The sequence below is a fragment of the Bradyrhizobium sp. WSM1253 genome, from assembly GCF_000244935.1.
Classification (GTDB): domain Bacteria; phylum Pseudomonadota; class Alphaproteobacteria; order Rhizobiales; family Xanthobacteraceae; genus Bradyrhizobium; species Bradyrhizobium canariense.
Genome location: NZ_JH600073.1, coordinates 2727839 through 2754577 on the forward strand (window position 1 = coordinate 2727839; position 26739 = coordinate 2754577).

The following is a 26739-nucleotide window of genomic DNA, read 5'->3' on the forward strand; positions in this document are numbered from 1 at the left end:
AGGCGCCACGAAACAGTAATCGACGAGTCCCAACATGGTGAGCCTCGACACATTCCCAGCCAGAACCTCGTCTAACAAGCGCGCTGCAGCAGCGTCAAGCGACGAGACCAATAGCGTCATTTTCGCGCACATCGCCTTCATTCTGTGCATTTGCATGCAGCGCTTCGGACTCCTCATTGGAACCGGACAGATCTTCTTTTCGCTGTTCGGATTCTTCGCGCTCGTCGCGTGGGGATGGTGGGTTGGTCTGGTGAGCATTCGCGGGCCGCAGACTCTCGCATTCGGACTCGTCGTCGTCTGGTTTCTCTTCAGCGCGGTCGCCGCAGCCGAATCTCCCGATCGCGGCGTGGAGATCAGCTCGGCATCGCTTGCGATGGTTCTTGTCACGAATTCGATCTTCCTGTTCGGACCCTCGACGAGATTCTCCAACGAGGCGGTCCTTCCCGTCTTCCTGTTCTATGTTCGCCTGTGCGCCGTTCTGGCAATCGTCCAGATCGTTCTTCAATTCGGCGGAATACGGATCTTCTCGTTCAAGGATACAATCCCGGCGCTCGATCCCGTCCTCGTCGAGTCCGCCTACAATCAAAATGCGGTGGAATTTTATGGCTCGCTGAATCGGCGCGCGAACGGGTTTTTCCCGATGGAGCCGGGAGCGCTGTCCCAATTGCTCGCTATAGGAGTTGTCGTCGATGTGTTCATTTTGCGGCGACTTGCCTATCTTCCGTTATACGCCATCTCGTACGTGCTCACCCGGTCCGGATCAGGCCTCCTGGTGCTCGTCGTGTCCCTGAGTGTCTATCCCCTGATTGCTCCGCTCAAATCACTACGGGTTATCGCCATCGGGGCGGCCGTTGCCTTGATGATCGGTACAACGTACCTCATTGCACCGGAGCCTTTTGATCCCATCGTTAGTAGGCTTGATGAATTCAGTTCAACCAAGTCGAGCGGCTATGCCCGCTACGTCGCACAACTGCAGACCTGGGACTATCTCTTTCAGACCGACAGAGTGCTTATCGGCTCCGGGCCCGGCGGATTGGAACGGTCGCCCGCCTACTTCGGCGGCAGCGGAAATCCCGTTCTCAAGCTCGTTGCGGACTACGGAATTGTCGGGCTACTGATTTTCCTGTTCTATCTCGTCCTCTCGATATTCAGAAAAGACAACTCGATGCTCGCATTGACAATGCTGGCCTGCTATCAGCTCGGCGGCGGCAACCTCGCCATGGCTCCATTCCTGATCTTGATGGCAATGCTGTGCGTATGGTCGCAATCGCCAGGCGCTGCCCTGAGGTCGATCCGTCCTCAGGCTCTCTGACCGAAGTGTCCCAGCCAGCCCCATCATCGAATGATGCGGAATCGACCGAGCAACGCACGCAACCATTTCGGCCGCTGGGCGGGCACGTACCGCAAACTCACCAGGGCACGACGAAAGTACCGCGGACTGATGAGGATGCAGAAGATCCACGCCAGCAGCGATATACGCTGCGACCTTGAGAAGCCTTGTGGCGACGCAGCCGCTCCAAGGGCATCGACAGCGATGCTCAATGAACTATCCGCCGCGATTGGATGAAGGTCCGGCCGCAGCTTGAACGACGCTATCCGCAAGCAAAGAAATATCAAATTACTCTTAAGCGCATCGGGCGCAACCGGCAGCTTCTCCGTGCGTGCGATCTCGGAAAAGAATCCGTACCGCCTCTGCGTGAGGTCGATCTCTCTGGCAAAGCGGGTATCGTCTAGTTGAAGGAACGCCCCGTGATTGAGGCCGTGCACCCGATAATATGCTAATGGTTTGGTGATCGTCACGATCTCGCCACAGGCGGGAGCGGCCGCCAACAGATAACTGTCGGGAGCCCGATCAACGAAGTCGGACTCAAAATCGAAAATACGCTCGACAAACCATTTCGGGTAGGCATTTCCAGACCCGGGCGGGGTCGGATAAGCGCCGGTGGTTGCCATCCACTTGCGGACGTCCTCCGAGGTTGGACAGGAGAAGTACTGCGGCAGGAGGTTTCCGGTCGGCTGCCCCTCGGCATCGATCACGCGCATCTGAAACTGATATTTGCTCGCGGCTTTGGACCAAACGGATACGATCTCCGTCATCACATCAGGGTGCAAGGCATCGTCCGAATCGAGAAATATGACGATATCGCCGGACGACCTGCGAAAGCCATTCACGCAGGACATCATTTGCCCGGCGTTCGCCTGGCTGATGATTGTGACTTCGTCTGCAAATTCGTTGATCTCGTGGAGTGAATGGTCCGTCGACCCGTCATCGACGACGATCACCTCGACGTTTGGCCATCGTATATCCAGCGCGCTGCGGATCGCGGATCCCACGTAAGCTGCGTAATTGTGGTTCGGAATGACGACCGAGAGGCGCGGCAGGATCGCCAGCTCGACTTCCGACAACACAGCGTGTCCTGGTCTCTTCAACATTCGCCGCCTAGAATACTCGCGTTGTAAGTACGTCGCATGACGGCCGAGAGAACATCACACTCAACGGACGTCAGACACCAATCCAGGAAGGTGCAGCCTTTAGCACGTGTTTTCAAGCGCAAGGAAGAGGCAAGTTCCTCGCCCGCAATTCCACGGAACTATTTTACCCGTCATTCTGTTGCCGCAACTGCAATTCTATCCTGCCGCCGATAACCGCGGCTTCCAACCATCATGGATGTGCAGAGCAGTGAAGATGCATGATAACCTATCTAGGCACTTAGACGGTTATTTGGCGATCTCTGTGGTGATCGCTTCATCGCTCGTCGCAACGACAGCCGATGCTCAAATTTCAGGCTTCGGTCGCACGTCTCCTCCGATGTATGGCGGCTCCGGCATTTCCACTCGGCCTTCGAGTTCGGTTCGGCCGATGGAAGGTACGTTCGCTCCAAATCACACGACAGTAGACGGAAAGCTTTGCATATCAGTCAATCCGTTGACGCACCCCCAAGCCAACAACCCCAAGATCATCGAGCAGATTGTGCTGGTTCAAAACATTTGCGGTCAATCGATCCGGGTTCGGGTTTGCTACGCGGGAAGTTCCGATTGCATGGACGTGCCACTCGCAGGATACCAGAAGCTGCAAAGGCTGTTGGGGATCGCGGCCGGATCAACGAATTTTCAATTTGAGTATCGCGAGCTCTATTGAGCTGCTGAACCAAACGAGCAACCTGGTTGAACGCGAAATGATACCTTCACAAGACATCTACGATCATACCCGTGGCGAACACATCCTCCCATCTACTCGCGTTGCCGATCGAACCAGTGCCACCGCATTCAGGATCACCTAAATGGAACCGATGACGCTGAGCATGTCACACCCGCTAACGATGTTGTTCTCGCCGCATGAGCCACGCATGCTTGATCTGCAGAAGCAACAACGCTCGCCGGCGGGGGCACCACACGTCAAGCGATCTCGGTTTTGGCGGGCACAATTTTTGCACCGGCGGGCCGTGCAGCTCTCTGATGCGCGCGCTCGATTACCGGGGAGCCTTGACCGAAGTTCATCGCAGTTAACTCGGCACCTTCACTCACATTGACCCTCGCGCACATGTCCAATCTCACCCAGGCTATTGTATTTGGAGGCGCAGGCTTCATCGGTACACATCTGATGACGCGGATGCTCGCTTCCGGGCGCTACAACCGGATCGTTTCGGTGGATATCGGGAAGCCTAGGGCGCACGTCGAAGGCGTCGAATATGTCCATCATGATGTCCGTGAGCCAATCGACCCGAAGCTGGGTGGCGGGGTGCCTGCCGACATCTTCAACCTGGCTGCGATCCATGTCACCCCGGGTCATCCGGACGGAGACTATTATTATACAAACGTGCTGGGGGCGGTGCACGTCTGCCGATTTGCGAAAGACACTGGCAGCCGGAACATCATTTTTACCAGTTCGATATCGGTCTACGGTCCGACGGAAACCCCACTTACCGAAGATGCGACGCCAGTCCCTGTCAGTGCCTATGGACGCTCCAAACTCTCGGCCGAAGCGATCCATCGTCTATGGCAGTCCGAACACCCGGACAGGCGGCTGACCATCGTACGTCCCGCCGTCATCTATGGCCGCTACGAGCGAGGCAATTTCACGCGATTGTCGAGGCTTCTCGAAAGGCGGGCCTTCATCTATCCCGGCCGAACCGACACTATCAAGTCGTGCGGCTACGTGAAGGACCTCGTCTCGTCGATGCTCTTCATGGCGTCTCGCAACGACAGTCTGTCGATCTACAATTTCTGCTATGAGCACCGTTACACCATCAGCCAGATTTGCTCCGCCTTCTCTCAAGCTGCCGAATACCCCAAGCCGACGATAACGATTCCGGTATGGCTGATGGATCTCGCCGTGCTTCCATTCGAGGTGCTGCAGGCCGTCGGCATCAAGACCGGCATCAATCGTGACCGGATCAAGAAGTTGTGGTTTTCTACGAACATTCTGCCGAAGCATCTGATCGCAAGCGGGTTCAAATTCGACTACGACCTGGCAAGCTCGCTTGTCGATTGGCATCGGGAATCCTCGACCAAGGATTTTGATTGAGGTCTCGTTGGCTTAATTTTTAAGTGCCCGGCCGATCAGAGATTCACCGGTGGAACTCCAAAGCCGACCCTCGCCACTACAGCGGATGCTCCGAAGCCCCCCGGCTCGTTCGCACTCCGGCATCTCGTGCTCGGACGTAACTCCGGACCGGATCCCTTGCCTCTGGGAGTTGCTCGATCCTCATGCTTGTCCGTCACACTGAGGCCGATATTGCATTGCAGAATTCGATGCTGGTCGCGCGTAATCCACCGCGGCGCCAGGCGGGTCGAGCTGTCTGCCCAGATCATGGGCAACCCCTGATCTTCTCAGGCGGCGTAAATCGTTAGTTTTGAAGGTCCCTTTTTTTGGCAGAGTTGGCGGAGAGGCATTGTGACGATTTTGCGGCGATCGGCCCCGACGTTGGCCCGGCAGCGTTGCCGAAACCTGTCTGACCAAACAGCGTGTCGGACGATCCAAGTAGGTGTTTCGCCGGAGCCTCGATGGCATTGGTCGACCCTCGAGCGCCGCGATCTCGATCACCACATCCGGCGTGTCGAGTTCTGCCAAGGCATGACTTCTAAGCGGCACTTTACCATTCAAGAATCAGCGCGGCGGCAAGGCAGCCTGTTGCCGCATTCACAGAGATTTAGGTAGGCGGGCGGGATGCTTCAGAAGATCACATCTCGAGAGATCGAAACCACCGCGCCGGAGGCTCCATCGCTGGAGCAGACCATCTCCTCCGTGCTTGCGCTGGTGAGCCGGCAGTATCCTGTGATGATTTTCACGCTGCTCCTGTGCATCGGTCTTGCCGGCATCTACGTGTTCACGGCACCGAAGCGATATACCGGAACGGCGATCCTGATGATCGACAGCCGTAAGATGCAGGGCCTGCAGACACAAGCGCCCGCGAGCGGCGGAGATAACCCGATCGACTCGGCGATGGTCGACAGTCAGGTCGAACTTCTCAAGTCCGAAGCGATCGCCACCAAAGTTATCAAGGACTTAAAACTTGTGGGGTCGGCAGACTTCATGAGCGACGGTGGCGGATTGCTCAGCAGCATCAGTGGCGCGATTACCGGAATATTCTCCGAATCGACCCCGCCCACGGAAGAGCAAATACTGCGCGCAGCACTCTCTCGCTTTGCGAGCGGCCTCAGCATCAAGCGCGTCGGCGTGACTTATGTTATCGAGATCTCCTTTCAGGCATTATCGCAGGAGCTGGCAGCGCGGATCGCCAACGCAGTTGCCGACGGCTATATCTTGGACTCGTTGGAATCGAAATATCAGTCATCGAGACGGGCGGCGGTCTGGCTGCAGGACCGATTGAAGGAATTGCGGTCGCAGGCATCTTCTGCCGAACGCACTGTTGCGGATTTCAAGGCCAAGAACAACATCATCGACGCCGGCGGGCGACTGCTCACCGAGCAGCAACTCGCTGAAATCAATACTTCGCTGACGGCTGCGCGTAGCCAGCGTGCGGAGGCACAAGCTAAGCTCGAACGCATCACCGCGATATTGAATGCGGACAGCGACGATTCTAAGGTCATTCTGAATGACCTCGCGACTGTGAGCGAGACGATGGCCAACCCGGTCATCACCAAATTGCGCCAGACCTATCTCGAGTACGCGGCCAAGCAGGCCGATTGGTCGAACCGATATGGACCAACACATCTGGCGGTCGTCAATTTGCGCAACCAGATGCGGGAACTCCGACGCTCGATCATTGACGAATTGCGGCGCACCGCCGAGGTCTACAAGAGTGACCTTGAAATTGCCAAGGCGCGCGAAGAGTCCAGCCAGAAGAGCTTGAACGATACGATAGCGATCTCGAATAATACAGGTCAGGCCCAAATCGTCCTCAGAGATCTGGAAAGCAACGCTCAGAGCGCTCGCGCATTGTCTGACAACTTCCTGCAACTCTACATGGTCTCGGTTCAGCAGCAGTCGTTTCCCATTACCGAAGCGAGGGTGATCAGCCAGGCCGCGTCGACTCTGCCCAACAAGACGTCGCCAAGAACGACACTCATCCTACTTGCGGCGATCGTGGCTGGGTCGATTCTCGCAGCTCTCGTTGCAATCCTGCTTGACATGATGGATCGCGTCTTCCGTACCGTTTCGCAGGTCGAGCAATTCGTGGATACCCGCTGTCTCGCTTCGATTCCGGTGATAGAGCGGGGCGCCGTCAAAGCGAATTCCGCTCAATCCGGCAAAGCGGCCTGGCGATTCGGCAAACGCGACAAGCCCAATCTGCAGCAGGCACCCACGAACTACGGAAGATCCGGCACGACGTTGCCACTCCACGGATCCGCGCCCGGGTTCAGCCACCAGCAGTCCCACCGCGACCGTCTGCTTTCGACCGAAGAGAGCGTCGGGCGGCACGTGATCAATGCCCCGTTTTCACGCTTCGCAGAGGGATTTCGGTCGATTAAGCTAGCCAGCGATTTTGCGAATTTCGGTGCAGGCTCCAGCAAGGTCCTGGGGATTACCTCCGCTCTTCCGAACGAGGGAAAGTCAACCATCAGCGAAGCGCTGGCCCAAACCTTGGCGCAAAGCGGCTGCCGTACACTGCTGATGGACGGCGACATTCGCAACCCAAGCCTCACGGCGAGGCTTACTCCGGCTGCGCAGGGCGGCTTGATCCATGTCGTCCTGGGCCAAGCCGACTGGAGGGATGTCGTCTGGATAGACCCGCAGACGAATCTACAATTTCTGCCTTGTGCCATCACATCGCGCTTCTCGAATTCGAGCGACCTGCTGGCCTCGAAACAGATGGAAGACCTGTTCCAGGAACTACGGCAGCACTTTGATCGTATCGTTCTTGATCTTAGCCCGTTGGCGCCCGTCGTCGACGTCCGGGCGACCAGGGGGCTGGCTGATTCCTATATCCTTGTCATCGAATGGGCGAAGTCCAAAGTGGATATCGTCGAGCGCGTGTTAAGCGAAACGCCGGTTGTACGCGAGCGTATGCTCGGTGCGGTTCTCAACAAGGTGAACGTGTCAGTGATGAGCCGCTACGATACGTACGGCGCGACCTACTATCGCAATCGATACTACAAGAGGTACGGTTACGTCGATTAACATCCGATGCTTGATCCGGAGCTGCGGGCAGCGCTTGCCCGATATTTGACAGGGCCGTTGGGTACAACATGAATGATTTGGCGCTAGCGCATTCGGGACTTCTGATGGTGCGCTCAATTCTGCTCTGTGTTGGTCTCTTGATGACGACAACTCCCGGCCGAGCCGAGCCGGTGAGTCCGGGCATTGTGAACTGCGGGTCTGGGATCACCGCCGAGCAGCGTCGACGTTGCGACGAAGAGGCGTTCAAGCAGATCCAGTCCGGCAGCCAATCGACACAGCTTGAGAGCGGATGGCGACTGGTGAAGAGCAAAAATCCGGACGGTGGCGCCGATGCCATTTCAGTGATGCATGTCGTCGATAGTGCCAAGTCGGATACGGGCCTTGCTGGCCTGAGCCTGCAATGTGGAAAAGGTGGTATCGAAATTGTACTCATTGTACTCGAGCCACTGTCCCGCTCGGCGCAACCGAACGTAGCCCTCATAGCAGGAGAGAAGCGCGCAGAGTTCCACGCATCTGTGATCCAGAGCGGCGTGGCGCTCCTACTACCCGCCGACGCCTCGAAGCTTGCTGCCAGCGACTGGCAAAACGCAAACGAGCTTGCGGTTGAAATTGGGACCGCGCCGAGTGCGATCCACGGAGCGGTGCCGATGGCTGGACTGGCGACGGCTCTCCGTTACTTGTCGCAGTACTGCTACGTTCGATAATTTGGCCCGGAACTGTCATGCCGCGCGAATGCCGCAAATCAACCGCATGCTGGGGCCAGTTGGGAGGGCGCGTAATGATGATGGGTCATAGTGGCAATCACCGAGACGAGGGTGGCGTCGCCTTCTTGGCCATGCGGCGCATATCAATGTCCCACTCGTGTAATGCTGCACTCTATTCCCGCTTCCTCGTCTCACGGTTCTCCGATTGTTCGTGGCGTCCCGGCTTTTGATCGCATTGCTGGCCGCGACTCCGATCTTGGCCATCACAGGCGGCTCCTCCGCACAGCATGTGATTTCACTTGCTACTGCGGTGATGGTGGCCGTGATAACAAGAGGTCCGGAGACGCAAATCGCGTCTGCCGCGCAATTGCTGAAGCAATTTCTCCTCATATTCTTGCTTCCGGTCGTCTGGATGACGTTGCAAATCTTTCCAATGTCATCGCTTGCGAACCCAATCTGGTCGGCGACTTCGATCGCGTTGAATCAACCATCGTTGCCGGGCCGCATCAGCGTTGATCCGGGCGCAACGTTGCAAAGCCTGTTCCTCTATCTGGTCAATGTGTCGCTCCTGGTGTCGACTGTCGTCATCACCAGGGATCGCCGCACGGCCGAAACGATCCTGTACGTATTGAGCGCAGTGACGACCCTCATATCAGTCGAGTTCCTACTCAGCCAGCTCGATTCATTCGCTGGATTCATTCCCCAGACAGGCGCGGCGACGAATCTGTTTCCGGCAGCAGCCGCTCTTGCAATGTTGATAAATGGCGCACTCGTCGCCCGGGCCGTCGAACGCCACCTGCACCAGCAGGACATCCGCAATCTGGCCTCGCCCCAACTGTGGGTCGGCGTTTTCTGGGGCTTGTTGGGAATTACCGTAGCGCTCGCCGCACTTATGGCCCTCGAACAACACACATTGGTGGCGGTTACTGGCTGCGGATTGATGGTCCTTGTTTTCATAGCCGCTGTGCGACGCTTGGGATTTCGGTTTTGGCCTTCGGCGCTGTTGTTCTCGGGCCTTGCAGCAATCGCCAGCGCGATGGTTGTGCCGCACTCTCTATCCGGCGGCTTGGGCCTCCTTGGATTCGTCAGCCTTCCCCCGGAAGCAATTACGCCGGCAAAGCACCTGCTCTCTGATGCACCGACGTGGGGGAATGGTCTCGGAACCTTTAGGCTGACTTCGATAGCCTATCGGGAGTTCGGCGCTGCTCTGGCAGATCCTCCTTCCACCGCAGTCTTGATGGCTGTCGAGGCAGGAAGATTGGCGAGCGCCATCCTGGCAGCCTTCGCCGCCCAGTTCTTCCTCGTTAGCTTTCGCGGCGCCGTTCGGCGAGGACGCGATTCCTTTTTCGCCGCCGCCGCGGCGGCCGTCGTCGTCGTCGCGCTCTGCGAGAGCTTTCTTGATTCAAGCCTCTCAAACCCCACGATTCAGGCGATCGTGGCGGTGATGGTCGGAGTTGGACTTGCACAATCGGTAGGACGGACCAGTGGCGCCGACCGCTCGGCGGAATGACGCGCGCGCCGTAACATTGGCTTTGTATGAACAATGCATCGAAAATGAATTCATCGAGCACATTTCGCATTCTTTTGATGGCGTTGACCTTGACGGTCGGATCCTATGCGATTGTGTCGGCCGTAACGGAGGTGACGGCGCTGGGTCGGACGACATTTCCTACAGATGCGGCCGAGATTGGGGCGCGGTGGACTGGAGACGCGCCCTCATTGCTGGAAACGCGCCCGCCGTTTGGATCGGAGCTGGAGAGCAATCATGCCTTGATCGCCGCGCTGCAGACAATTGAGTCCGGTCGGCAAAGGGCCACGATCCTGCGATCCATAGCGCATACCGACGCTCTCAGCCGGGTCCGGCGAACGCTGTCGATGTCTCCTTACAATCCTGAACTATGGCTGGCGCTGGCGCTGCTTCAGGTCCAGCGCGACCCGCACGATCCGGTCGTGGTCGAGGCCCTGAAGATGGCATATTTCGTCGCACCAAACGACGCGCGATTGATGCCGGCGCGGATCGACATGGCGACCCGCTTCGACGCACTCGCCCTTCCGGACGTCAAGGACCTCGTACGCAGTGACGTTCGGCTCATCCTAATTCGCCGACCCGGGTCGAGATCAGCACTCGTGTCCGCTTATCGGCGGGCATCAAAACTGGGCAAGACTTTCCTGGAAGATGCCGTTGGATCGATCGATTCGTCCTTCCTAGCGACACTGCGCGGTTGACCTCGTGGCGTTTAGTGGGCGCGCTTCGCTGCAGTCGCCCGAACCTAGTTGACCAGGTCTTCTCAACCTCACCAGATCCGATCTGGGGTGATGCCCGAGTTTACCGCTTCGTCACAGCTTCAGGTCGTCCATCGTTCAGGCAAACCGTTGTGCGTGGCGCGTCGCTGCGCGTTTGCCTTTCATAATCAGTTCTCCTGCGCTATACGTACGATTTCCACCGTAGCCCGACATATTGTCATGCCCATCCAGACGGGGTTCATGGCAGTGCGGGAGCCGAGCGCCGTTGCGCAAGACACTCCGAGAGCTGCCGCTCGATCATCTTTCCGACTCATCTGCTGCGCCTCGAATGTCGAGCGGTTCTACGCGAGCTTCGTTGTGGCATAGCGCTCGCGCGATCCATGGCTCCAGCGCCGACCGTAGTTCGTACGGAGTCCACAAACGCCCCTCACTGTCGTAGCCGATTTTGCACGGATTGATGAAGGCAGCCGTGAGGTGATTGAGATAGAGTATCTTGGGACGTCATTGGCCGGAACGAGCCGATCTACGCTCCAGGCGCGCTATGCGCCTTTCCGTTCCGAGGTTTCTAAGGTTAATTTAGCCCCATATTTGAGCTTGCATTTCGGTGGGATTGGATGACGGTACTTGCCATAGTAAGCATCTGGCTGCTGCTCAACGTTTTATTCGTGCTCATCGTGGTTCCTCCCCGCGGGTCGCGATCGCGCCTCAACAGATCAGGAACAATCTTGGCGCCGGTCCCGATCGAAAAGCATCAAGACCAGCTCGATCACAACGAACAATTCTCCCTTCGCCACGCTCTCGGATTACTTGCAACGGGAGTTTTCTTCGTCCTGATGCCCCGGCTGCTCGCACTGAGAAAGGCCATCGTGGGGCTGTGGAACAAGATGCGCGGGAGGCATAAAACCTGAAGGTCGGTGATTGGCGCGAGCTCCAAAAGGAGCATTGCGATGGCGCGCGAGAGTCTGACCGAGGCGGAGTGGCGGCTGATAGATCACGCAATTGGCCGCTCTCGTGGAGGACTGGTGTAAAAATCCACGCTGTTGTGGATCAAGATGGCTGGTCCATGAGATTGCCGCTCTCGCGCTCACAGGCCTCGGATCCAAGCGCAGTACCTCAACCTCTCGCCGGCCCGCCTACGCACACGAGGGTCGTCGCCGGCGAGGACAGCAATGCCGTGGTCGATCCGATCGGGAGCAATGTTGCTCAGCCCAACATCCAATCTGCGGGTCTGCGATGTGCCGTCAGGGCAACCTAAACCGAACGCTTCTTCTGCAAGCGTAAACAGTTCCGACGACCAGACCGCTTCGACAAGCTCACACGCAACTTCTCCGCTGAGCCTGCTTGCCTCAATCCACAGCTAGCTCAGCGCTAATGAGTCCACGGCCCCAGCCGCCAAAGCCGCTGCGCTGACCTAGTAGGCCTCTTGGGAAATGACGGTAGCCGCCGTGCGCGCCATGATTTTCAGGTCGAGCCAAATGCTCCAATTCCTTACATACCAAACGTCATATTCTACCCGCTTTTCCATCAGGTCGATGGTCGGCGTTTCGCCCCGAAAGCCGTTAACCTGGGCCCAGCCTGTCAGGCCTGGCTTCATGTGATGGCGGTATACATAATTGCTGATGATCTCGTCATAATAGTTGTCGTGGGCAAGCGCATGTGGGCGTGGTCCGACCAACGACATGTCGCCTCGCAGCACGTTCCAGAGCTGGGGCAACTCGTCAATGCTGGTCATGCGAAGGAAGCGCCCCATCCTCGTGACGCGGGCGTCCCGCTTGGTCGCCTGAGTAATCGAGTGACCATCCTCGCACACGTTCATGCTGCGAAATTTCCAAATGTCGAACGGCTTGCCGTTGAAGCCGCGGCGCGACTGTCGAAAGATCACGCTCCCGGGCGAATCCAGCTTGATTAGAATGGAAACCGTGATCAGCACCGGCGCCAAGGCCACGAGCGAAAACAAGGCCAGACCGATGTCGAGGCAGCGCTTCTGGAGACGTTCAAACACGCTGAGTGGTGGCCGTTGAATCTCAATTGCCACCGTGCCGCTGACCGGCAAAAACGGGCGCGATACCAGATCGGCGATCGAATTATCCGGCAATAGCCGGATCGGCTGTGGCACGGCGCGCAAGTGCAGTTCGAGTTGCTGCAACAACGGTAGCTCGTTCCAGTCAACCGCCAGCAGGTACTCCTGCACATCTGCTGCACGGGCTTGGTGGATGACATCGCGGATTTGCCTCTCCCAACCGTTCCCATCGTTATTAGCGGGAAGCACGAAATGGCGCACCACGTCGAACCCATTCTTGCGCAGGTCCTTGAAACGGCTCGAGGTGAAATCAAGCGGCTTCAGACTGAGTAGGGCAACCTTGCGGTCGACCAATCGGCCCTTGGCAAAGCTCGTCTGGAGCGCCCACTGCCACGCAAAGCGCAGGCTGAGCAGCCCAACACCGCCAACGCCGGTAAAGATGAGGAACGTGCCGCGGGACAGATTGTCCGACGATTTCAATAGAAACGCCGCGACCGCAAGGATTGTCAGTGACACCAGCCAGATGATCACCGCTTTGCGCAATTGCCAGACCAGATTTAGCAGACGGTGCGTTGCATACACACCCTGCGAATAGGCGATCACAACAAACACTGTGCTGACGATCAATCCGGCGCCGATGGGCGCTCCGTCTCTGGATGACGGCGTGGCGAGGTTATAAAGCTCCGACGCTAGCGCGTAGCAGAGCAAAATCTGCAAAAGGTCGGCCGCGATAACGAAAAGCTGAAAAGGCCTCTGAAGAGCCGTGCCCCGTGCGGAGTACACCGCATAAGCGCTTTCAGAGCTATAAGCTGCAACAACCATTCGATCCTCGAAGTGTGGAGGGTGCCTGGCGGTCATTGTGATGCTGAAGATTTGCCGCTTCCCAAGCAGAGGGTGTTAAGTGATCGCAGCGATTGTGTGGCGCCGCACGCAAATTTACGATGCCCGGATATGCGTCGCGTCGAAAATGCGCATCGAATTTGTGGCGCTCAAAGCTCTCGTCACAGTGCTGACATATCGGTGACGCGTTGCCCTGTTCTGAACCAAGTTCCACATTCCAACACGATGCTTCAATGGTCGCGCGAGCGGTGTCCGCTCATCTTTGCGACGTTTCCATCGTGTTGCGAGACTGCTACTGGAGTCATTTGCGCGAACTCCGGCGGATATCTATCTACGGATGTACCCCGGCTTTGCATTAGGCATGCATCTTTGCCGCGCGGTGCACTTCAGTAATGCAGTTTCCACGGCCCTGTTGTCCGGCGGACCACACAAAAGAATTCCGCCCTTCTTTTGGCGTGATCACCGGAGAATGAGGACGTCACTCTATCCACCGCACACTGTTCGCGTCAGATGGAGAGTTCTCAGGTGCGGCGACTTGGGGAGATTTTGTCGACCACCTGATCGATTGTGCGCCATGATATCTCTCGCCCGACGACGTCGGCCAATCCAAAAGCCGCACTTGCCCGAGGGGGTTCGCATCTATGCGATCTCGGATATCCACGGCTGTGCGCATCTGCTGCAGCCCATGTTGCGGGTCATCGACGCCGACATGGCTCGCAGCCGCCCGCACTATGCGATCGAGGTCTTCATGGGCGATTACATCGATCGTGGTCCGGACACGCGCGCCACCCTCGACATCCTAGTCGAGCGGAGTCGCCGAGGAAATGCGGTCTTCCTCAAGGGTAATCACGAGGCATTTCTGGTGGAGGTGCTCGAAGACCCTTCACTGTTCGAGGATTGGATTGCCGTCGGCGGAACCCAGACATTGATGTCCTATGGACTCGCTCCGGCAGATCTGAAGCGCGATGAGCCAACATCGATCTTGCGCGATTTGATTCGCGCAATGCCGACTGAACATCTGGAATTTCTGGACAATCTGCGGCTGAGCTTTACGTGCGGGGATTTCTTCTTCGTGCATGCGGGCGTCCGACCGGGCGTGGGGTTGTCCGAACAGCAGGAAAACGATCTTTTGTGGATTCGCGCGGAGTTCCTGGAGAGCGAGAAGCATTTCGGGAAATATATCGTGCACGGTCACACGCCGGTGCGGAGCGCCGACGTGCGAAACAATCGCGCCAACATCGACACAGGCGCCTATGCGACGGGCAATCTCACGCTGATGAGCATCCAGGGAAGCCGAATGCTCGCGGTGTGAACGATCCGCATTCGCCTGCTGTCGATCGGCCGGGGCGAGCTCTACGAGGAGGGGCGAATATGCCTCCAACCGACACCTAATTGAGCATGCACAGCGAATGCGAGCGTGCTCGGCTTTCCGCCATCCAAACGCTCCAGGCCCGCTCGTGCTTGAGGTAAAGTTCCAACCAGCGCTCATCGCTGTTGTTCTGACCAAGGCGAAGGTGCTCCTGGAGCAAAGAAGGGCCTCCCAGAGACCCTTCCGGACTATCCAGCCTCTCGAACTCGACGGTTTCCGAACTCGTCAGCCCGACCAGGACACGCTGTCCGGCTCCATCTACGATGTAGCGCCTCGGAGCATCCTTCCTCGCCTTGGTCATGCCCTTGTACCTTCTTTTGACGTCTTATCCGAACGAGATCCCGTCACGCGAACCCATGAGACCGAAACGCTTGTCGGAATGGCGGAAGGTTGAGGTCCGGGGACGACGCCAACAATCCAGAAGCCATGGAAACCGTCCTGGATGGTGCGATGCCCATCAAGAGCACGCAGTGTGTCGACATCATGGTTCGCGATGATTGAGGACGCCGAAAGATTGTTCAGGCCTGCTCTGTCGGGGAGCAGCGGTGCTCCGGCATTCTTTCTGCCCGTCGAGGCGCAAGCTTTCGCAAGTGGCGCGGACGGCCTCCAAGGCGGCGTTGCTCAAGCCGGTTCGGTTGCGAACTATCCCCCTCGGGAATGAGCCGACGCTCAGGAAGACACTTGCAACCATTCCGAAGCCGTCGCATTATTTTCACGCCGCATTTTGAGAGGGATTCAATCCAATGAACTTTCGCGCTCCCGGTACATTCATTGCTCTTTCTGCCCTTGGCCTCGCTTTGACCACGACTGCCGCCCCTGCCGCGGAGCTCACACTCGTTCCGCCACATCATCACGCCGCCTATATCCGAACCGGGGTCGTGTTGTGGGATGACGTCTATCCGCCCGCGATCTATGGCCCGCAGCTACGCTCCGTCGAGGACGTCGCGGCCATGAAGGCGGAAGCGCGGCCCGTGTCCCAGCGTTGGTGGGGATATTGGTACGTCCGCTAGATATGTGCGCGCTTGGCAAGAGCCGAGCTGCGCTCCGATAATGAACCGCCGCACGACTGGGAACCAGCGGCGGCGGTTTTTCGTTTGGATCCCATTGAGAATGCGCTCGCGCACGAATGCGCGTCTTGGCCTTGAGCCTTGTATTTGACCCTGGCCTTGAGTGTTGGCTTTGAATGATGGCCTTGAGCTGGTCATGCAGCTCGCGCTGCAGGGTCGGGCACAAGCCGAACACCGCCAGCGGGCCAGGCAAATAAGACTTCGCTCCGTCAGGAAGGACCGCCGATTGCCGCGAGGGCCGCTACTTCGGCGACGCGCCCCGCTCCCAGGGCCGCTTGCCGTCCGTCCCTCTGTCCCAAGGGCGCGCTGTTGGGGCGTCCTTCTCCTGCGTGGCGGCCTGCGCACGATCGGCCTGAACCCGTTCGCGATCGGTCAATGGGGCCTTCGGAGCTGGCGGTTCGGTCTGCGCCAATGCCGGCGTCGTAATGAGCAGCGTCGCCAAAATGAATTTTTTCATCCCCGCCTTTAACACACCGGCCGCAGACTGTCCGATCTATTCGGAGCGCTTCAAACGGAGTGGTGCGCGCGCCGGGCGACCATCGATCATCTTAGGCGAACGCCCGAACGGGAATTAGCAGGGCAAATGAAGCAAATTCGGCGCTGATCCCAACTAACCAAGTCAAAATAAAAAGTGTCATCAAGCCTTTAGATGCGCGATTGTCGCGCCTGGGCGTGTGGCGTCTTCGTGGCTTTCTGCTGCAAGACCTCTCACTCCGAGGCGCTGATGCCGAAGTGGAGTTGAGATGATGGAAGCTGATGAGAGCGGTGGCACCGACCGCCGCAAACTTGCGAAGCAGCACGAGGAACGTCCGTACGAGGTCGGCTACGGCAAGCCGCCTAAAGCAACGCACTTTGGAGTCCGGCCACAGCCTCAGCGGCGCGGCCGGCCGAAGAGCGCCCACTTCCCGCGGCCGTCGAAGCTTACGAGATTTTTGGAGCAGCCGATTGAGGTTAAGCTTGACAGGCGAACGACCAAGCTACACCCGCACGAGGCGACGCTTCACGGACTGTTCGCCCGAAGCGTCAAAGGACATGCAAGCCGTCCGTGGCAAGCTGAAGGCCAAGCGTGGCCGCCCGGGACGGAGCGTCTATTATGAGCTCTGTCTGTCGACGGCCATTGCAGATGAGACTCGTCTCAACCATGCCAAGCAGAGACAGAAGGCCGCAAGCGGGCCTCGCGCAGCAAAAGCGCCAAAGCAAAAGGGCGACTACACGAGCCTACGCATGAGCGATCGGCCGAACAAGTGATCCGAGTTTGCGTCGAGACGCCATCGCTTTCCTACCCGATCTCGCTCCTTCCAAGACATTTCCCTTGGGCGGGCTAACACTTCAAGTCTGCCGCTCAAGAATCTCGCTGCCGCCATTCGGCGGGCCATAGAGTTGGAGGTGCCCATCAATGCAGGAGCGTCTTGCCTACCTACTTTCAAGGCTCCTCACCAGTCGCGGTTCGGAGTGCGCGCCGCATGCGCGCGAAAGAGGCCCACAAAACTTGCGGGCGTTAGTCTCAGGGAAGCGCTATTTTTGGTCTTCGTTGCTGGTGCCCGTACCGGGACTACCGATCGGCAACCCGTTGGCGGCATGACCTACGCCGCTATTTCGCTCCGCCTGTGCAGCGGTCGGCGATGTTCCGTTTGGCGTCGGCGGCTGGACGTTCGGATTGTTCTGCGATGCATTGCTGTGGCTGGCGCCAATCGTGGTGTCCTGCGTTCCCATGCCTGAGGGAGCTGAGGCTCCGGAATTAGTGCTGCTCGTTGAGGTGCCGGTGCCAGCGCCGGAACTCGCCGCCGCCCCCGCGCTGCCACCGCCAGCGGCTCCTCCTGCTCCGCCACCTCCTTGCGCGAAGGCCGGTGAGGACAGAGCAATGCATGCAAGTGCCACGAGTGCAGATTTTCTGATCATGGATGATCTCCCTTTGTTTGAACAGCAAATCCACCACAGACGCAGGAAGTTCCTTCCGGTGCCGCGATTGCCCTCGGCCGCTCCGGTCGCGCTTGAGTGCGCAAACCCAGTCACCGTAACGGCCGCCATCGTCGTGATTTGGGTCAACTGCACTGGCCGCCGCCTACAGAATTTCGCCAAAGAGCGCGGTGCTGCTGAAGTTCTTTTCGAGGTGGTTCACGCACGTCGCCGCGGCGCATCTTGACTATTGTAACCTCATAGGTTGTATTTCTATTGCATGTTGTTGCCGCTTTTTTGATCAACGTATATTTCTAGGGGCGTGCAACGAGTAAACCTGCTGCGGCGTATAATCACGCAATTTTGCTGAGACAGCATTGCGATGCGCCCGTTCCGAGCTTGCCGAACTTCAGAGCCTTAGACTCCGCGTGTTGAGGGCTGAAGAGACTACGGTCCGCACAGGCTATTTCACAGACGAAAATCGATCTGGCGCGGGCGGGCGACACGACAGAAGCCTTAATCGGTCATTCGCTTCACCCGCGAAAACGCAGCACGGGTCGGCATGTCGTGAGCGGCGGCGAACTGTTGCCCGGAGAACTGGCGCCGAGCAGCCACACGCCTCGATCGCGCACCTCGATTGTGAGCTCGCGGAGCCCTATCACGCTTGCGGCTTTAGCCCGGCCGAACACTATCGAAGGCCTTTGGATGCTGCGGTTTTCAGCATGTGATACGAAGCTACTCGCCGCAGGATCCTCATGTTCGTCGAAGAGCAGGTGGAGAACGAGAAGGCCAAAAAACTTGCGGCGGACGCCCGCAAAACATAATCCCGCTGCAACCCAAATACCAACATGTCATGTGCAGAAAAGTGGCGAGGCGACCCGTCGGATTAAAGATGGCGGAAGTACTTAGAATGACAGTTTCAACTCTCCGCTTCACAGCCACTTTACTGGTCGCTGCCGGCGCAAGGCGCCGCGCTGTTCGAGCAATTCACGAACTCTTTTGGCATTGTCAGATTGTGTCTCCTGCCACTCGATGCGTTCTTCTGCCGTCCATAAGTAAGACTCGCGATTGAACCGAGCTTTCTCGGCCTTATCAAACTCTGCGTATAATTCGATGTCGCGCTCAACCTGTTCAAGGTGTTCCTGCAGAGTTGTTGGCATCGACCGTTCGGCTTTGGCTCTAGCGTAACCGGTGCGGCGATCAATGGGCGTTCTTTCGCCATGATTCATTGCCGTGCCCCTTCATGCATTTGGCTTTGATTTGTCGCTTTTGGGCGAGAGCCGGTGCCGGGCCGCCCGCTCGCTCGCTTGAAGTTCCCAGTTATCGATTGCACCACAAATTTGGCCGCAAGATGAGCAACAACATTGCCGCAGAAAGGACTGGCATTCCTCTGCATTTGGGAGGCGTTACTCATTCGACCGGGCGCACAGGTCGAGCCGGTGTCTCGCCCCGCAGCTGCGGGGTTCGCGGCAGTGCAGCCAAGAGCTGTATTCGCAACGCGACAACAGGAGATCCCGGTGGCTTTCGTCCAGGCAAATGGCGCGGACGCGCCAACTCATATCGTTAGGTTCAATCCGACGACCGCCGCCATTTCATCGGCGGTTCGGATGCACGCACCATCATGGGAGACGATCAGGACTCCCTGGTCCGGCTCTCGCGCGAGTGCGAAAGCGAACAGACCCGATGGCCCAATTTGACTAGTCTCAGGGGTGGTCCCAATCGCGGGCCATCTCTCCTGGGACGTGCAATGGACGCTCGTGCGCGACTGGATGGTTGTCATTTCGCTCTGCGCCAACATGCGGTCCGAATTCCCCTGCGAACAGGGAATTTTACAGGGAAAGCGCGCCTGCGGTGAGGCCGCTATCCCATGGAAATGCGAACATTTGCCTTGAAATTCAGCGCATCCGGGGCGCGATCCGCCGAATCCGAACAGGGAATTTATCGGTAGTGAACAGGGAATTTGCGTGCAAACGGCTGGACGAAACAGGCGATGTGCGGGCTACGGATCCGTGCCGCATGCCGCGGCGGGAATAGCGCAAGCATCGCCTGTGGATCACCGCCAGTGCAGGGGCGGCGTCTGCGCACGGCGAGGAATCGCGAACAGTCGCCGAATTTAACTGGCAGCAGGACCCTCCTAGTCTGTGTACTCATTAAGCAGCTGGCCGCCTTATGTCCGCTCACCCCCTACCAGCGGCGGGAAAGCGGACGTCTGCCGAGGTCGCTGAAGGGCCAACAGCAGACTCGCGCATCGCCGCAAGGTTAGCTCATGCCCAGCGAAGCCGCGCCAAGATCGCCCGACCCATGACCCAGTCCTTGTCGCTTTCGGTGAGGAATGGAAGCTCCTCCGTAAATTGCGTCACGCGCTGCCGATAGGTGGCCCGGGCGAACGAATTGGTAATATCGGTGCCCCAATAGCAGCGCTCCGGTCCATACGCGTCGAAAAGGCGCTGAATATGCGGAATGGTATCGCGGAATGGATAGGACTCGGTCGAGATCAGTGGCACCGAGGACAGCTTCACCGAAACGTTCGGGTATTTTGCGAGCTCGGCCGCCTCGGCAATAGCTTCCGCCACTTGGTTGTTTTTCCCGGATTGTGATGAATCAGCACGAGGGCGAAGACCCGCGCCGACGCCCATGTGGTCGAGGATAAGCGTAAGGCCGGGGTGTCGCTCGGCGATACGTGCGAACAGCGACGTCTGGCCCGATGTGAGAAACATCACAGGCAAACGAGCCTTCTGCGCGGCCGGCCAGAACCAGTCCGCGGTCCCGTTAGTCAGCCACGCGGCTTCGTCGGGCCCGAAGTTCAATCTCACGCCCAGAACGCCGGGCTGGTCGCGCCACGTCGCAAGCCGCGCTGCGCCCTCGGGCTTGTTGAGGGTCACACGCGCCATGATCGCGAAGCGGTTCGGATACCGTTTGACGGCCTCTTGGGCATAGTCGACGCGCTCGCCTTCGAGTGATGCCGGCGGAACGATGACGACGCGATCGACGCCGGCCTCGTCCATCAGCGGTATGACCCGCTCGATGGTGAAGGGCTCGGGAAGCTGCGGCTTGGCACCGGGTAGCCAAGGTCGCTCCGGAGTGCTCGCCGGCCAGAGGTGAACCTGCGAATCGACGATCACCCGTTTTGGCTGCGCAAATGTCGTGGCCGGATGAACTGACAGCGCGACACCGGTCACGACGGTTGCCGGTGAGGAGACGACGACGTGAAAGCATTCAACCTCCTTGACTGCTTAATGTTGTCACGCGCGGTGGCGGCCGAAGCCCGCGCTATCCAAGCGCTGCGAATTTGCTCGCATTGATGAATGTAAATCAAAGTTGCGACTATAAAGGTTCAAAGGGTGATTGGCATCGCAGCTTTCCTGCGGCGCATATTGGCTCCGTTGGTCCGATAACGGAAGTCGTCGTTTCTTAGTTCATGCCTGATCGACGCGGGGCGGAGCAGAACACAGGTGCCACCCCAGCGCTATTAGCGCTCGCGTTCCCAAGTCAGGCTTCCTACCACTCTCTTTCCGGGAAAAACGGAGCTGACTTGTTCCGCCGTTCGAATGGTCAGCTTATCTCCTTCCAGCTTGAAGAATCGTATTTGGTCCTGTCCGGTCAAAAGCTCATTTCCCGATATATCAACTTTGGTCGTAAACTTGTCTCCTTCGATCATAAATTTTCCGGAGTAGGCGAGGAGTGACTTCAGAAGGACTGCCGACTCCTCATTGCTCGTTGCCGGTTTGCGATTTGCCGCCACGATGACGAATGTCACGTATCCGTCTGCCGCGAAGACCGCCCTGCCTTTGGGATTGGGACCGAAAGGCTCAGTCGCCTCTCCACCGATAATCTGAATTGTCCATGAGCTTAGCTTCCAACTACCTGCGAGTTGCCCCGCTGTATCCTCCGCAAGGGCAAATCCAGCTTGAAAACAGACCCATACAATAGCAGCAGCGAGCACACGGAGAAGTACCATATCTTCCTCCCTCTCAGCAGATGACCGGGTGCGTTCAAAAAAATGCCAAGGCTAGCTGTGAGAGAGGAAATCCGCCAGAGCGAGGGGTCCGGGAAGGTCTGCTGTGGGTCAAAAGCAGCTGGCGAGCCACGCGCAGCTCGGCGTCCGGTTTATCCAGCGACAGCGGACGTCAGGGAGGCTGAACCGCTCTTCTTAGGGCCAATAACCGATTGTCGGTCCGGGTGGGCATTCCTTCCGATCCGGCGTAGAATGGCATTCAGATTGGATCGCGGGTCATGGCACAGGAGCGGCTAGGACGGATCGAACGGAGGTTGGCGGCTATATTGGCCGCCGATGTGGCTGGCTATTCGAGGCTCATGCACCATGACGAAGAGACCACGCATACCAAACTGACAGTTCTCTTGGCGGAGGCTGTTGATCCAACAATCGCCGAACACAGCGGCCGGATCGTCAAGAATACCGGCGACGGGTTTCTCGCAGAGTTTCCGAGTGCCGTCGAAGCTCTTCGGGCTGCGATGGTATTCCAAGCGCGCGTTCGCGAACTTACCGCCGGCGCCCCGGAAGACAGGCGCATCGCTTTTCGAGTGGGCATTAATATTGGTGACGTCATCGTCGAGCCCCACGACATCTTTGGCGATGGGGTGAATATCGCCGCACGGCTTGAGAGCGTCGCAGCACCCGGCGGCATCTGCATCTCTTCGGCTGTCTACGATCAGGTCCAGGGCAAGTTTGGCGACAGGTTCGCCGATATTGGTGAACAGAACCTCAAAAACATCGGCCGTCCGGTTCGAGCTTATGCTGTGGTTCTGGATGGGTTCGGCACGGCGGCGCTATCTCCGGGGGCGGGATCAAGCGCACTTTCACCGCCCCGCCTTTCCATCATTGTGTTGCCCTTCGCTAACCTCAGTGACGATCCTGGGCAGGACTACTTTGTCGATGGCGTGACCGAGAGTTTGACCACAGATTTGTCGCGCATCTCCGGCTCGTTCGTTATCGGCCGACACACCGCATTCGCGTACAAGGGCAAAGCGATCGATCTCAAGCAGATTGGCCGCGAACTGAATGTTCGGTACGTGCTAAAGGGTTCTATGCAGGGAGCCGGCGATCGACTTCGCGTAAACGTTCAGCTCGTGGACGCGGAAACCAGCGCGCATCTATGGGCCGACCGCTTTGACAAACCCGTCGCCGATCTTTTTGATATGCAAGACGAGATCGTATCGCGCCTCGCCAACACACTGGACGCCCAACTCACTGAACAAGAGGCCAGGCGATCAGAGCGATCTCCGCAGCCCAATTCGATGGACTTGTATTTCCGAGGCAAAGCTTTGTTGCACAAGGGGTGGACGTTGGAGGGTGTGCCACAAGCGCGCGCGATTTTTGAACGGGCGGTGACCCTCGACCCCAAGAATGTCGACGCGATGGTGTGGATGGCTGGCGCCGATCTGATGCTTGGAGCGAGCTACTTGGATGACGCCACGAGCGAGCATTACGCAGTGGCCGAGGCGACCTCAATAAGGGCGCTGTGCCTCGCGCCCAACCATGCTTACGCACACTTGGCTTTGGGCTGCGCATTAATGTGCACGAACCGCGCGGCTCAGGGGATCGCTGAGTTCGAGAGGGCGTTGACGTTGGATCACAATTTGGCTGAGGCTCACGCGCAAATCGGCGGCGCTAAGTTGTACATGGGGCGCGGAGCGCAGACGGTGGCTCATATCAACGAAGCACTTCGCCTGTCTCCTCGTGATATCTTCGGCCATCGATGGCTCATGATAGCCGGCTTTGCCAAGCTGCAGCTTAACGAGGATGCTGAAGCAATCTGCTGGTTCCGCCGCAGCATCGAGGCCAATCGAAATGACGTGAACGCACATTTCGGGTTGGCTGCCGCGCTCGCGTTGCTTGGCTCGCTGGACGAGGCGAAAGCTGCTGCAAAGGCGATATTTGCGCTGGTTCCAAGCTTCACCATCCGCCGCTTCCGAGATGGAGCTTGCAGCGATAACCCAATTTACCTCGCCAAACGCGAGCGTGTGTATCAGGGCCTGCGGCTGGCGGAGGTGCCGGAGGGATGATGTCCGGTTTCCCGCTGAGCGACCGACTTCCGGTCCTCGCCTGCGTCCGGACATGTCGCTGCACTTCGCAACTGGCGCTATGGGTCAACAGCGGAAGTCGCGACGTTACCAAGCATATCGGGCGTAGCTGCGCGTCACGTTGGAGAACTCCCCTTCGAAGGTTGCGGCCGTAGACCAGCCGGTGATCCATTTCATTTCGGCGCACCCGGTCAGCAGCCGCCTGCCGTCCGCCGTTGACCACAAATCTCGTCCCCGGCAGCGTCTGAAACTGGCGTCCATGGCGCTGTGCTCGCGGTTGGTCAGCAGTACGCGCCCGATTGGAGCCTAGGTGCGAAACGTCAGTTCTCCTGACTGTGGCACGGCAGCGCGCCTATCCACTTGAGGCAATGGTCCATCGCACCGGTTGGGTAACCAACTCCACGGATCCATTGGTGCTCCACGCTCGGCCGAGCCGCACGTGAAATCTCATTCCTTCCGGAACGGACGTAAACTGACCACGTTTTTTTTGCTTAGGATGCAGCTCTGATTGGGGAGCCGCAAAGCACCCCGAAAATGCCCGTGAGAGATGGAGAAGGACAATGGCCCACGAACGCCACGAGAACAGGGCTACCCATAATCCAGAGGATAAAGCTTCTCGCGCTGCCGAGAGAGCAACTGAGCAGACCCGGCGCATCGGATTGGCCGCGGCTGAGACAAACGAGCAAGTAGTGAAGACAGGCGCCAATCTTGTACAGCAGAATGCAGAGATGTTCCAGAACACGTGGCGCTTTGGCCTGGATATGATGACGGCGATGATGGGGCGTTCAGCAGATCACATGGGCAGAGCCCTTGGTGTGTCTGGAGATGAAGCTCAGGATGCGACCAAGAGATCTGCCCGGAACGCTGAGAGCATCCTCTATTCGGCCACAGCAATGAGCAAAGGTCTGAACGATGCTTCTCGAGAGTGCCTTGAGCTTGCGCGATATCAGATCGAGAGGAGCATGAAAGGAATGAGCGAACTTTGGCAGTGCCGAACGCCTCACGACTTTGCGGCGATGCAGACTGATTTGCTGCGGGAAAGTTTGGAGCGTACGCTACAGAGCAGTCGCCGGATTGCTGACGTTTCGGTGAAGGCGGTGGATGACGCCGCAACACACATGACCGAGACCATGAAGCGAGCAGCCTGATTTTAATTCGAGCGAAGATCAGCGGCCGAAAATCCCGGCCGCTGATCTGCTCGTTGACCTTAAGTCGGGAGGCGTTCGAGGGCACTGGTCATATTTAGATGTCCCGTCACGAAATTCACGGCAAGGTCGGTCAGCCTTCGCGGTGATCCGCGAGACCATCCGGGAGATGGACAAGGTCCCGAATCGGCTTGAGGCGACGAGCTGCGCCGATGTTAGAGGACCGCTGATCGAGCTCTGTCGCTCAGAATTCCCGGGGCAAGTCATGCTCAGGAATTCCACAACACAAGGTCGCGAGGGCGAAGCACGTAGGGCCGGACGACTGGTCTAACACCTGATCTGTAGCGCCCATTGGCGTCAATCCAATTCGGCTCTGAGTTCCGCTCCGGGTCATGAATGTCGATTTGAACCAGCGCCGATAACGTCCGGATTGCCCCGAGAGCCGAGGTCGAGCCAAGCGTCTAGCGCGGACGAAAAGGGCCAATACCAGAAATCATTCCGAACGGTGTTGCTGATCCAATCCGGGTTACCGCGCGGGCGCGTTTGGGCGCTACGTCTCCAATCGTCTGAAAGCCGACGCAGGTTCGGAAGGTTATCGGCTTGAGAATGGCCAACCTCATTAACGAGGAAGTCATCATGATCGATGTCCACGGCGTAAATCCCCCGCTCCGCCCAAAGTTGCGTGTCCTCTCCTTTCGTTCAAGCCGAGATGGGGCTGACTTCGTGATCAATCCGGAAGCCATCGCATTGCGACGTTAACGCCGCGCGAGCGGTAGGTTCTTTGACCTTGTCATTTGCGTTTAAAATCGACAAGGAGATCGCCGGCTTTAGGCGCAACAGAGCGCACGATGACGTGCACACCGCCACTACCACAGCACTGACCTCTTCGCGAAACACCTTGCGGCGCACCTACGGAACAGCATTACATCGGAGAACTTCGCGGAACGAAACGGCTCATCAGTCTTTCTCTGACCTTCGGGAGGTGCCCATGACTTCTCAAGCCATAGAAGGCGCATGTGCGTTCGCCTGGCGGAACTACTTGCTGCGCCATAGTGGTATTAGTGAGAACGATAACAGGCGATCCGCCCTCTTTCGCTACGTCACCAATCTTCGCGATGCTGGCGAATATGATTTCGATCTCTTGCAGATAGCAGCGGTCGCTTACCTGAAAAAGCTGGACGAACTGCATGACGACCGACATGCGAGACTCGCCGCAGATCAGGCTTTAGCCGAGGGGTTAGCATCACGTAGTGCACAACCTGGCAGGTCGCTTTGGGCTTAATCACCCGAGCAGAAGGAGCAAGCAGCCATGGTAGACAACATCTCTAATTCAGGCCGTTTCGCGCGCGACGCCCAAAAGCGCACAACCGCAGCGACAGAAATCGGTATGATTGCCTTGAAGCCAATCATGCATTTTCAGGTCTCAATTCTGAGGATGTGGGCCGACAGCATCGAAAGGTTTGCGGGCAATTACGAAAAGGGATTCGAAGAAACCGTGACGGCAGTCGAGGAACAGTCCGACAAGGATCGCGTCGCGTAAATCAACGCAATCGTTCGGCGGAGTCGGAGTTGGGCCATTCGCGTCGATTTTGCCCGCGTCTTCTCGATGTCCGCTCTGGCCCCGACTGCCGACGTGCCGGACACGATGGCGATCTTCGCCTTCGGGCCATGAGCCGACATCGCTCCAAGCAGCGATACTTGTCAGGCTCCTTAGCGGCCGTAGGGGAAGCAGCGGTGGCGATCGAGCGTGAGACCGAAATGCGCTCCTAGCGCAGCGATGGCCGCATCCTGCTCAGGATAAGGATCGGCATTGCATGCGGCAACGATGAT

Annotated in this window: 21 protein-coding genes and 1 pseudogene; 15 read left to right on the forward strand and 7 right to left on the reverse strand. The window is 58.0% G+C overall.

Annotated features, from left to right (window positions below; all coding sequences use genetic code 11):
• Positions 1 to 34 precede the first annotated feature (34 nt).
• Positions 35 to 1312, forward strand: a complete 1278-nt coding sequence (locus BRA1253DRAFT_RS14430) for a hypothetical protein (RefSeq protein ID WP_007595325.1) — start codon at positions 35 to 37, stop codon at positions 1310 to 1312.
• Positions 1313 to 1335: 23 nt separating this feature from the next.
• Here BRA1253DRAFT_RS14430 and BRA1253DRAFT_RS14435 read toward each other — a convergent pair whose 3' ends face one another.
• Positions 1336 to 2406, reverse strand: coding sequence for a glycosyltransferase family 2 protein (locus BRA1253DRAFT_RS14435; RefSeq protein WP_007595327.1), 1071 nt, complete (start codon positions 2404 to 2406; stop codon positions 1336 to 1338).
• A 274-nt stretch (positions 2407 to 2680) separates the two neighbouring features.
• On the opposite strand from BRA1253DRAFT_RS14435, the gene BRA1253DRAFT_RS43555 reads away from it, so the two are divergent.
• From BRA1253DRAFT_RS43555 to BRA1253DRAFT_RS14470, 7 genes are all read left to right on the forward strand, one after another.
• A complete protein-coding gene (locus BRA1253DRAFT_RS43555; RefSeq protein ID WP_157158587.1) occupies positions 2681 to 3139 on the forward strand; it encodes a hypothetical protein in 459 nt (152 codons plus the stop codon).
• A gap of 402 nt (positions 3140 to 3541) precedes the next feature.
• Positions 3542 to 4525, forward strand: coding sequence for an NAD(P)-dependent oxidoreductase (locus BRA1253DRAFT_RS14445; RefSeq protein WP_007595332.1), 984 nt, complete (start codon positions 3542 to 3544; stop codon positions 4523 to 4525).
• A 642-nt stretch (positions 4526 to 5167) separates the two neighbouring features.
• On the forward strand, positions 5168 to 7582 hold the full coding sequence (locus BRA1253DRAFT_RS14450) for a polysaccharide biosynthesis tyrosine autokinase (RefSeq protein WP_007595333.1): 2415 nt from the start codon (positions 5168 to 5170) through the stop codon (positions 7580 to 7582).
• A 68-nt stretch (positions 7583 to 7650) separates the two neighbouring features.
• Complete coding sequence (locus tag BRA1253DRAFT_RS14455) at positions 7651 to 8286, forward strand: hypothetical protein (RefSeq protein WP_198288249.1); 636 nt, start codon at positions 7651 to 7653, stop codon at positions 8284 to 8286.
• Between the two features lie 205 nt (positions 8287 to 8491).
• Positions 8492 to 9796, forward strand: a complete 1305-nt coding sequence (locus tag BRA1253DRAFT_RS14460; protein ID WP_157158588.1) for a hypothetical protein — start codon at positions 8492 to 8494, stop codon at positions 9794 to 9796.
• Between the two features lie 26 nt (positions 9797 to 9822).
• Positions 9823 to 10512, forward strand: a complete 690-nt coding sequence (locus tag BRA1253DRAFT_RS14465; protein WP_157158589.1) for a hypothetical protein — start codon at positions 9823 to 9825, stop codon at positions 10510 to 10512.
• A 632-nt stretch (positions 10513 to 11144) separates the two neighbouring features.
• Positions 11145 to 11438 (forward strand): hypothetical protein, encoded by a 294-nt coding sequence (locus BRA1253DRAFT_RS14470; RefSeq protein WP_007595339.1) that lies wholly within the window; start codon positions 11145 to 11147, stop codon positions 11436 to 11438.
• Positions 11439 to 11941: 503 nt separating this feature from the next.
• Here the strand turns inward: BRA1253DRAFT_RS14470 and BRA1253DRAFT_RS14475 are convergent.
• Complete coding sequence (locus BRA1253DRAFT_RS14475; RefSeq protein WP_007595341.1) at positions 11942 to 13372, reverse strand: undecaprenyl-phosphate glucose phosphotransferase; 1431 nt, start codon at positions 13370 to 13372, stop codon at positions 11942 to 11944.
• A 592-nt stretch (positions 13373 to 13964) separates the two neighbouring features.
• Between BRA1253DRAFT_RS14475 and BRA1253DRAFT_RS14480 the strand changes: the two genes are divergently transcribed.
• Positions 13965 to 14702 (forward strand): metallophosphoesterase, encoded by a 738-nt coding sequence (locus tag BRA1253DRAFT_RS14480; protein WP_007595343.1) that lies wholly within the window; start codon positions 13965 to 13967, stop codon positions 14700 to 14702.
• Positions 14703 to 15502: 800 nt separating this feature from the next.
• Entirely contained in the window at positions 15503 to 15769 is a 267-nt protein-coding gene (locus tag BRA1253DRAFT_RS14490; RefSeq protein WP_007595347.1) for a hypothetical protein, read from the forward strand.
• Positions 15770 to 16067: 298 nt separating this feature from the next.
• Here BRA1253DRAFT_RS14490 and BRA1253DRAFT_RS14495 read toward each other — a convergent pair whose 3' ends face one another.
• Positions 16068 to 16283 carry a hypothetical protein gene (locus tag BRA1253DRAFT_RS14495; RefSeq protein ID WP_007595348.1) on the reverse strand — a complete coding sequence of 72 codons (216 nt, stop codon included), beginning with the start codon at positions 16281 to 16283 and terminating at the stop codon, positions 16068 to 16070.
• A 1404-nt stretch (positions 16284 to 17687) separates the two neighbouring features.
• On the opposite strand from BRA1253DRAFT_RS14495, the gene BRA1253DRAFT_RS43560 reads away from it, so the two are divergent.
• Positions 17688 to 17969 carry a hypothetical protein gene (locus BRA1253DRAFT_RS43560; protein ID WP_157158590.1) on the forward strand — a complete coding sequence of 94 codons (282 nt, stop codon included), beginning with the start codon at positions 17688 to 17690 and terminating at the stop codon, positions 17967 to 17969.
• A 685-nt stretch (positions 17970 to 18654) separates the two neighbouring features.
• On the opposite strand, the gene BRA1253DRAFT_RS14510 is transcribed toward BRA1253DRAFT_RS43560, so the two are convergent.
• The 3 genes from BRA1253DRAFT_RS14510 to BRA1253DRAFT_RS14525 all read right to left on the reverse strand — a co-directional run bounded on the left by BRA1253DRAFT_RS14510 (position 18655) and on the right by BRA1253DRAFT_RS14525 (position 21680).
• A complete protein-coding gene (locus BRA1253DRAFT_RS14510) occupies positions 18655 to 18951 on the reverse strand; it encodes a hypothetical protein (RefSeq protein WP_245285915.1) in 297 nt (98 codons plus the stop codon).
• Positions 18952 to 19986: 1035 nt separating this feature from the next.
• On the reverse strand, positions 19987 to 20901 hold the full coding sequence (locus BRA1253DRAFT_RS14520) for an amidohydrolase (RefSeq protein ID WP_007595369.1): 915 nt from the start codon (positions 20899 to 20901) through the stop codon (positions 19987 to 19989).
• 290 nt (positions 20902 to 21191) lie between these two features.
• Positions 21192 to 21680, reverse strand: coding sequence for a lipocalin-like domain-containing protein (locus BRA1253DRAFT_RS14525; RefSeq protein WP_007595370.1), 489 nt, complete (start codon positions 21678 to 21680; stop codon positions 21192 to 21194).
• 275 nt (positions 21681 to 21955) lie between these two features.
• Between BRA1253DRAFT_RS14525 and BRA1253DRAFT_RS14530 the strand changes: the two genes are divergently transcribed.
• Positions 21956 to 23746, forward strand: coding sequence for an adenylate/guanylate cyclase domain-containing protein (locus BRA1253DRAFT_RS14530; protein ID WP_007595371.1), 1791 nt, complete (start codon positions 21956 to 21958; stop codon positions 23744 to 23746).
• Positions 23747 to 23851: 105 nt separating this feature from the next.
• Here the strand turns inward: BRA1253DRAFT_RS14530 and BRA1253DRAFT_RS45215 are convergent.
• Positions 23852 to 24023 (reverse strand): annotated as a pseudogene (locus BRA1253DRAFT_RS45215) (autotransporter outer membrane beta-barrel domain-containing protein); the annotation flags it as partial.
• A 301-nt stretch (positions 24024 to 24324) separates the two neighbouring features.
• Between BRA1253DRAFT_RS45215 and BRA1253DRAFT_RS14535 the strand changes: the two are divergent.
• From BRA1253DRAFT_RS14535 to BRA1253DRAFT_RS14545, 3 genes are all read left to right on the forward strand, one after another.
• Entirely contained in the window at positions 24325 to 24912 is a 588-nt protein-coding gene (locus BRA1253DRAFT_RS14535; RefSeq protein ID WP_007595372.1) for a phasin family protein, read from the forward strand.
• A 985-nt stretch (positions 24913 to 25897) separates the two neighbouring features.
• Positions 25898 to 26191 carry a hypothetical protein gene (locus BRA1253DRAFT_RS41465; protein WP_007595373.1) on the forward strand — a complete coding sequence of 98 codons (294 nt, stop codon included), beginning with the start codon at positions 25898 to 25900 and terminating at the stop codon, positions 26189 to 26191.
• 27 nt (positions 26192 to 26218) lie between these two features.
• A complete protein-coding gene (locus BRA1253DRAFT_RS14545) occupies positions 26219 to 26449 on the forward strand; it encodes a hypothetical protein (protein ID WP_007595374.1) in 231 nt (76 codons plus the stop codon).
• Positions 26450 to 26739 lie beyond the last annotated feature (290 nt).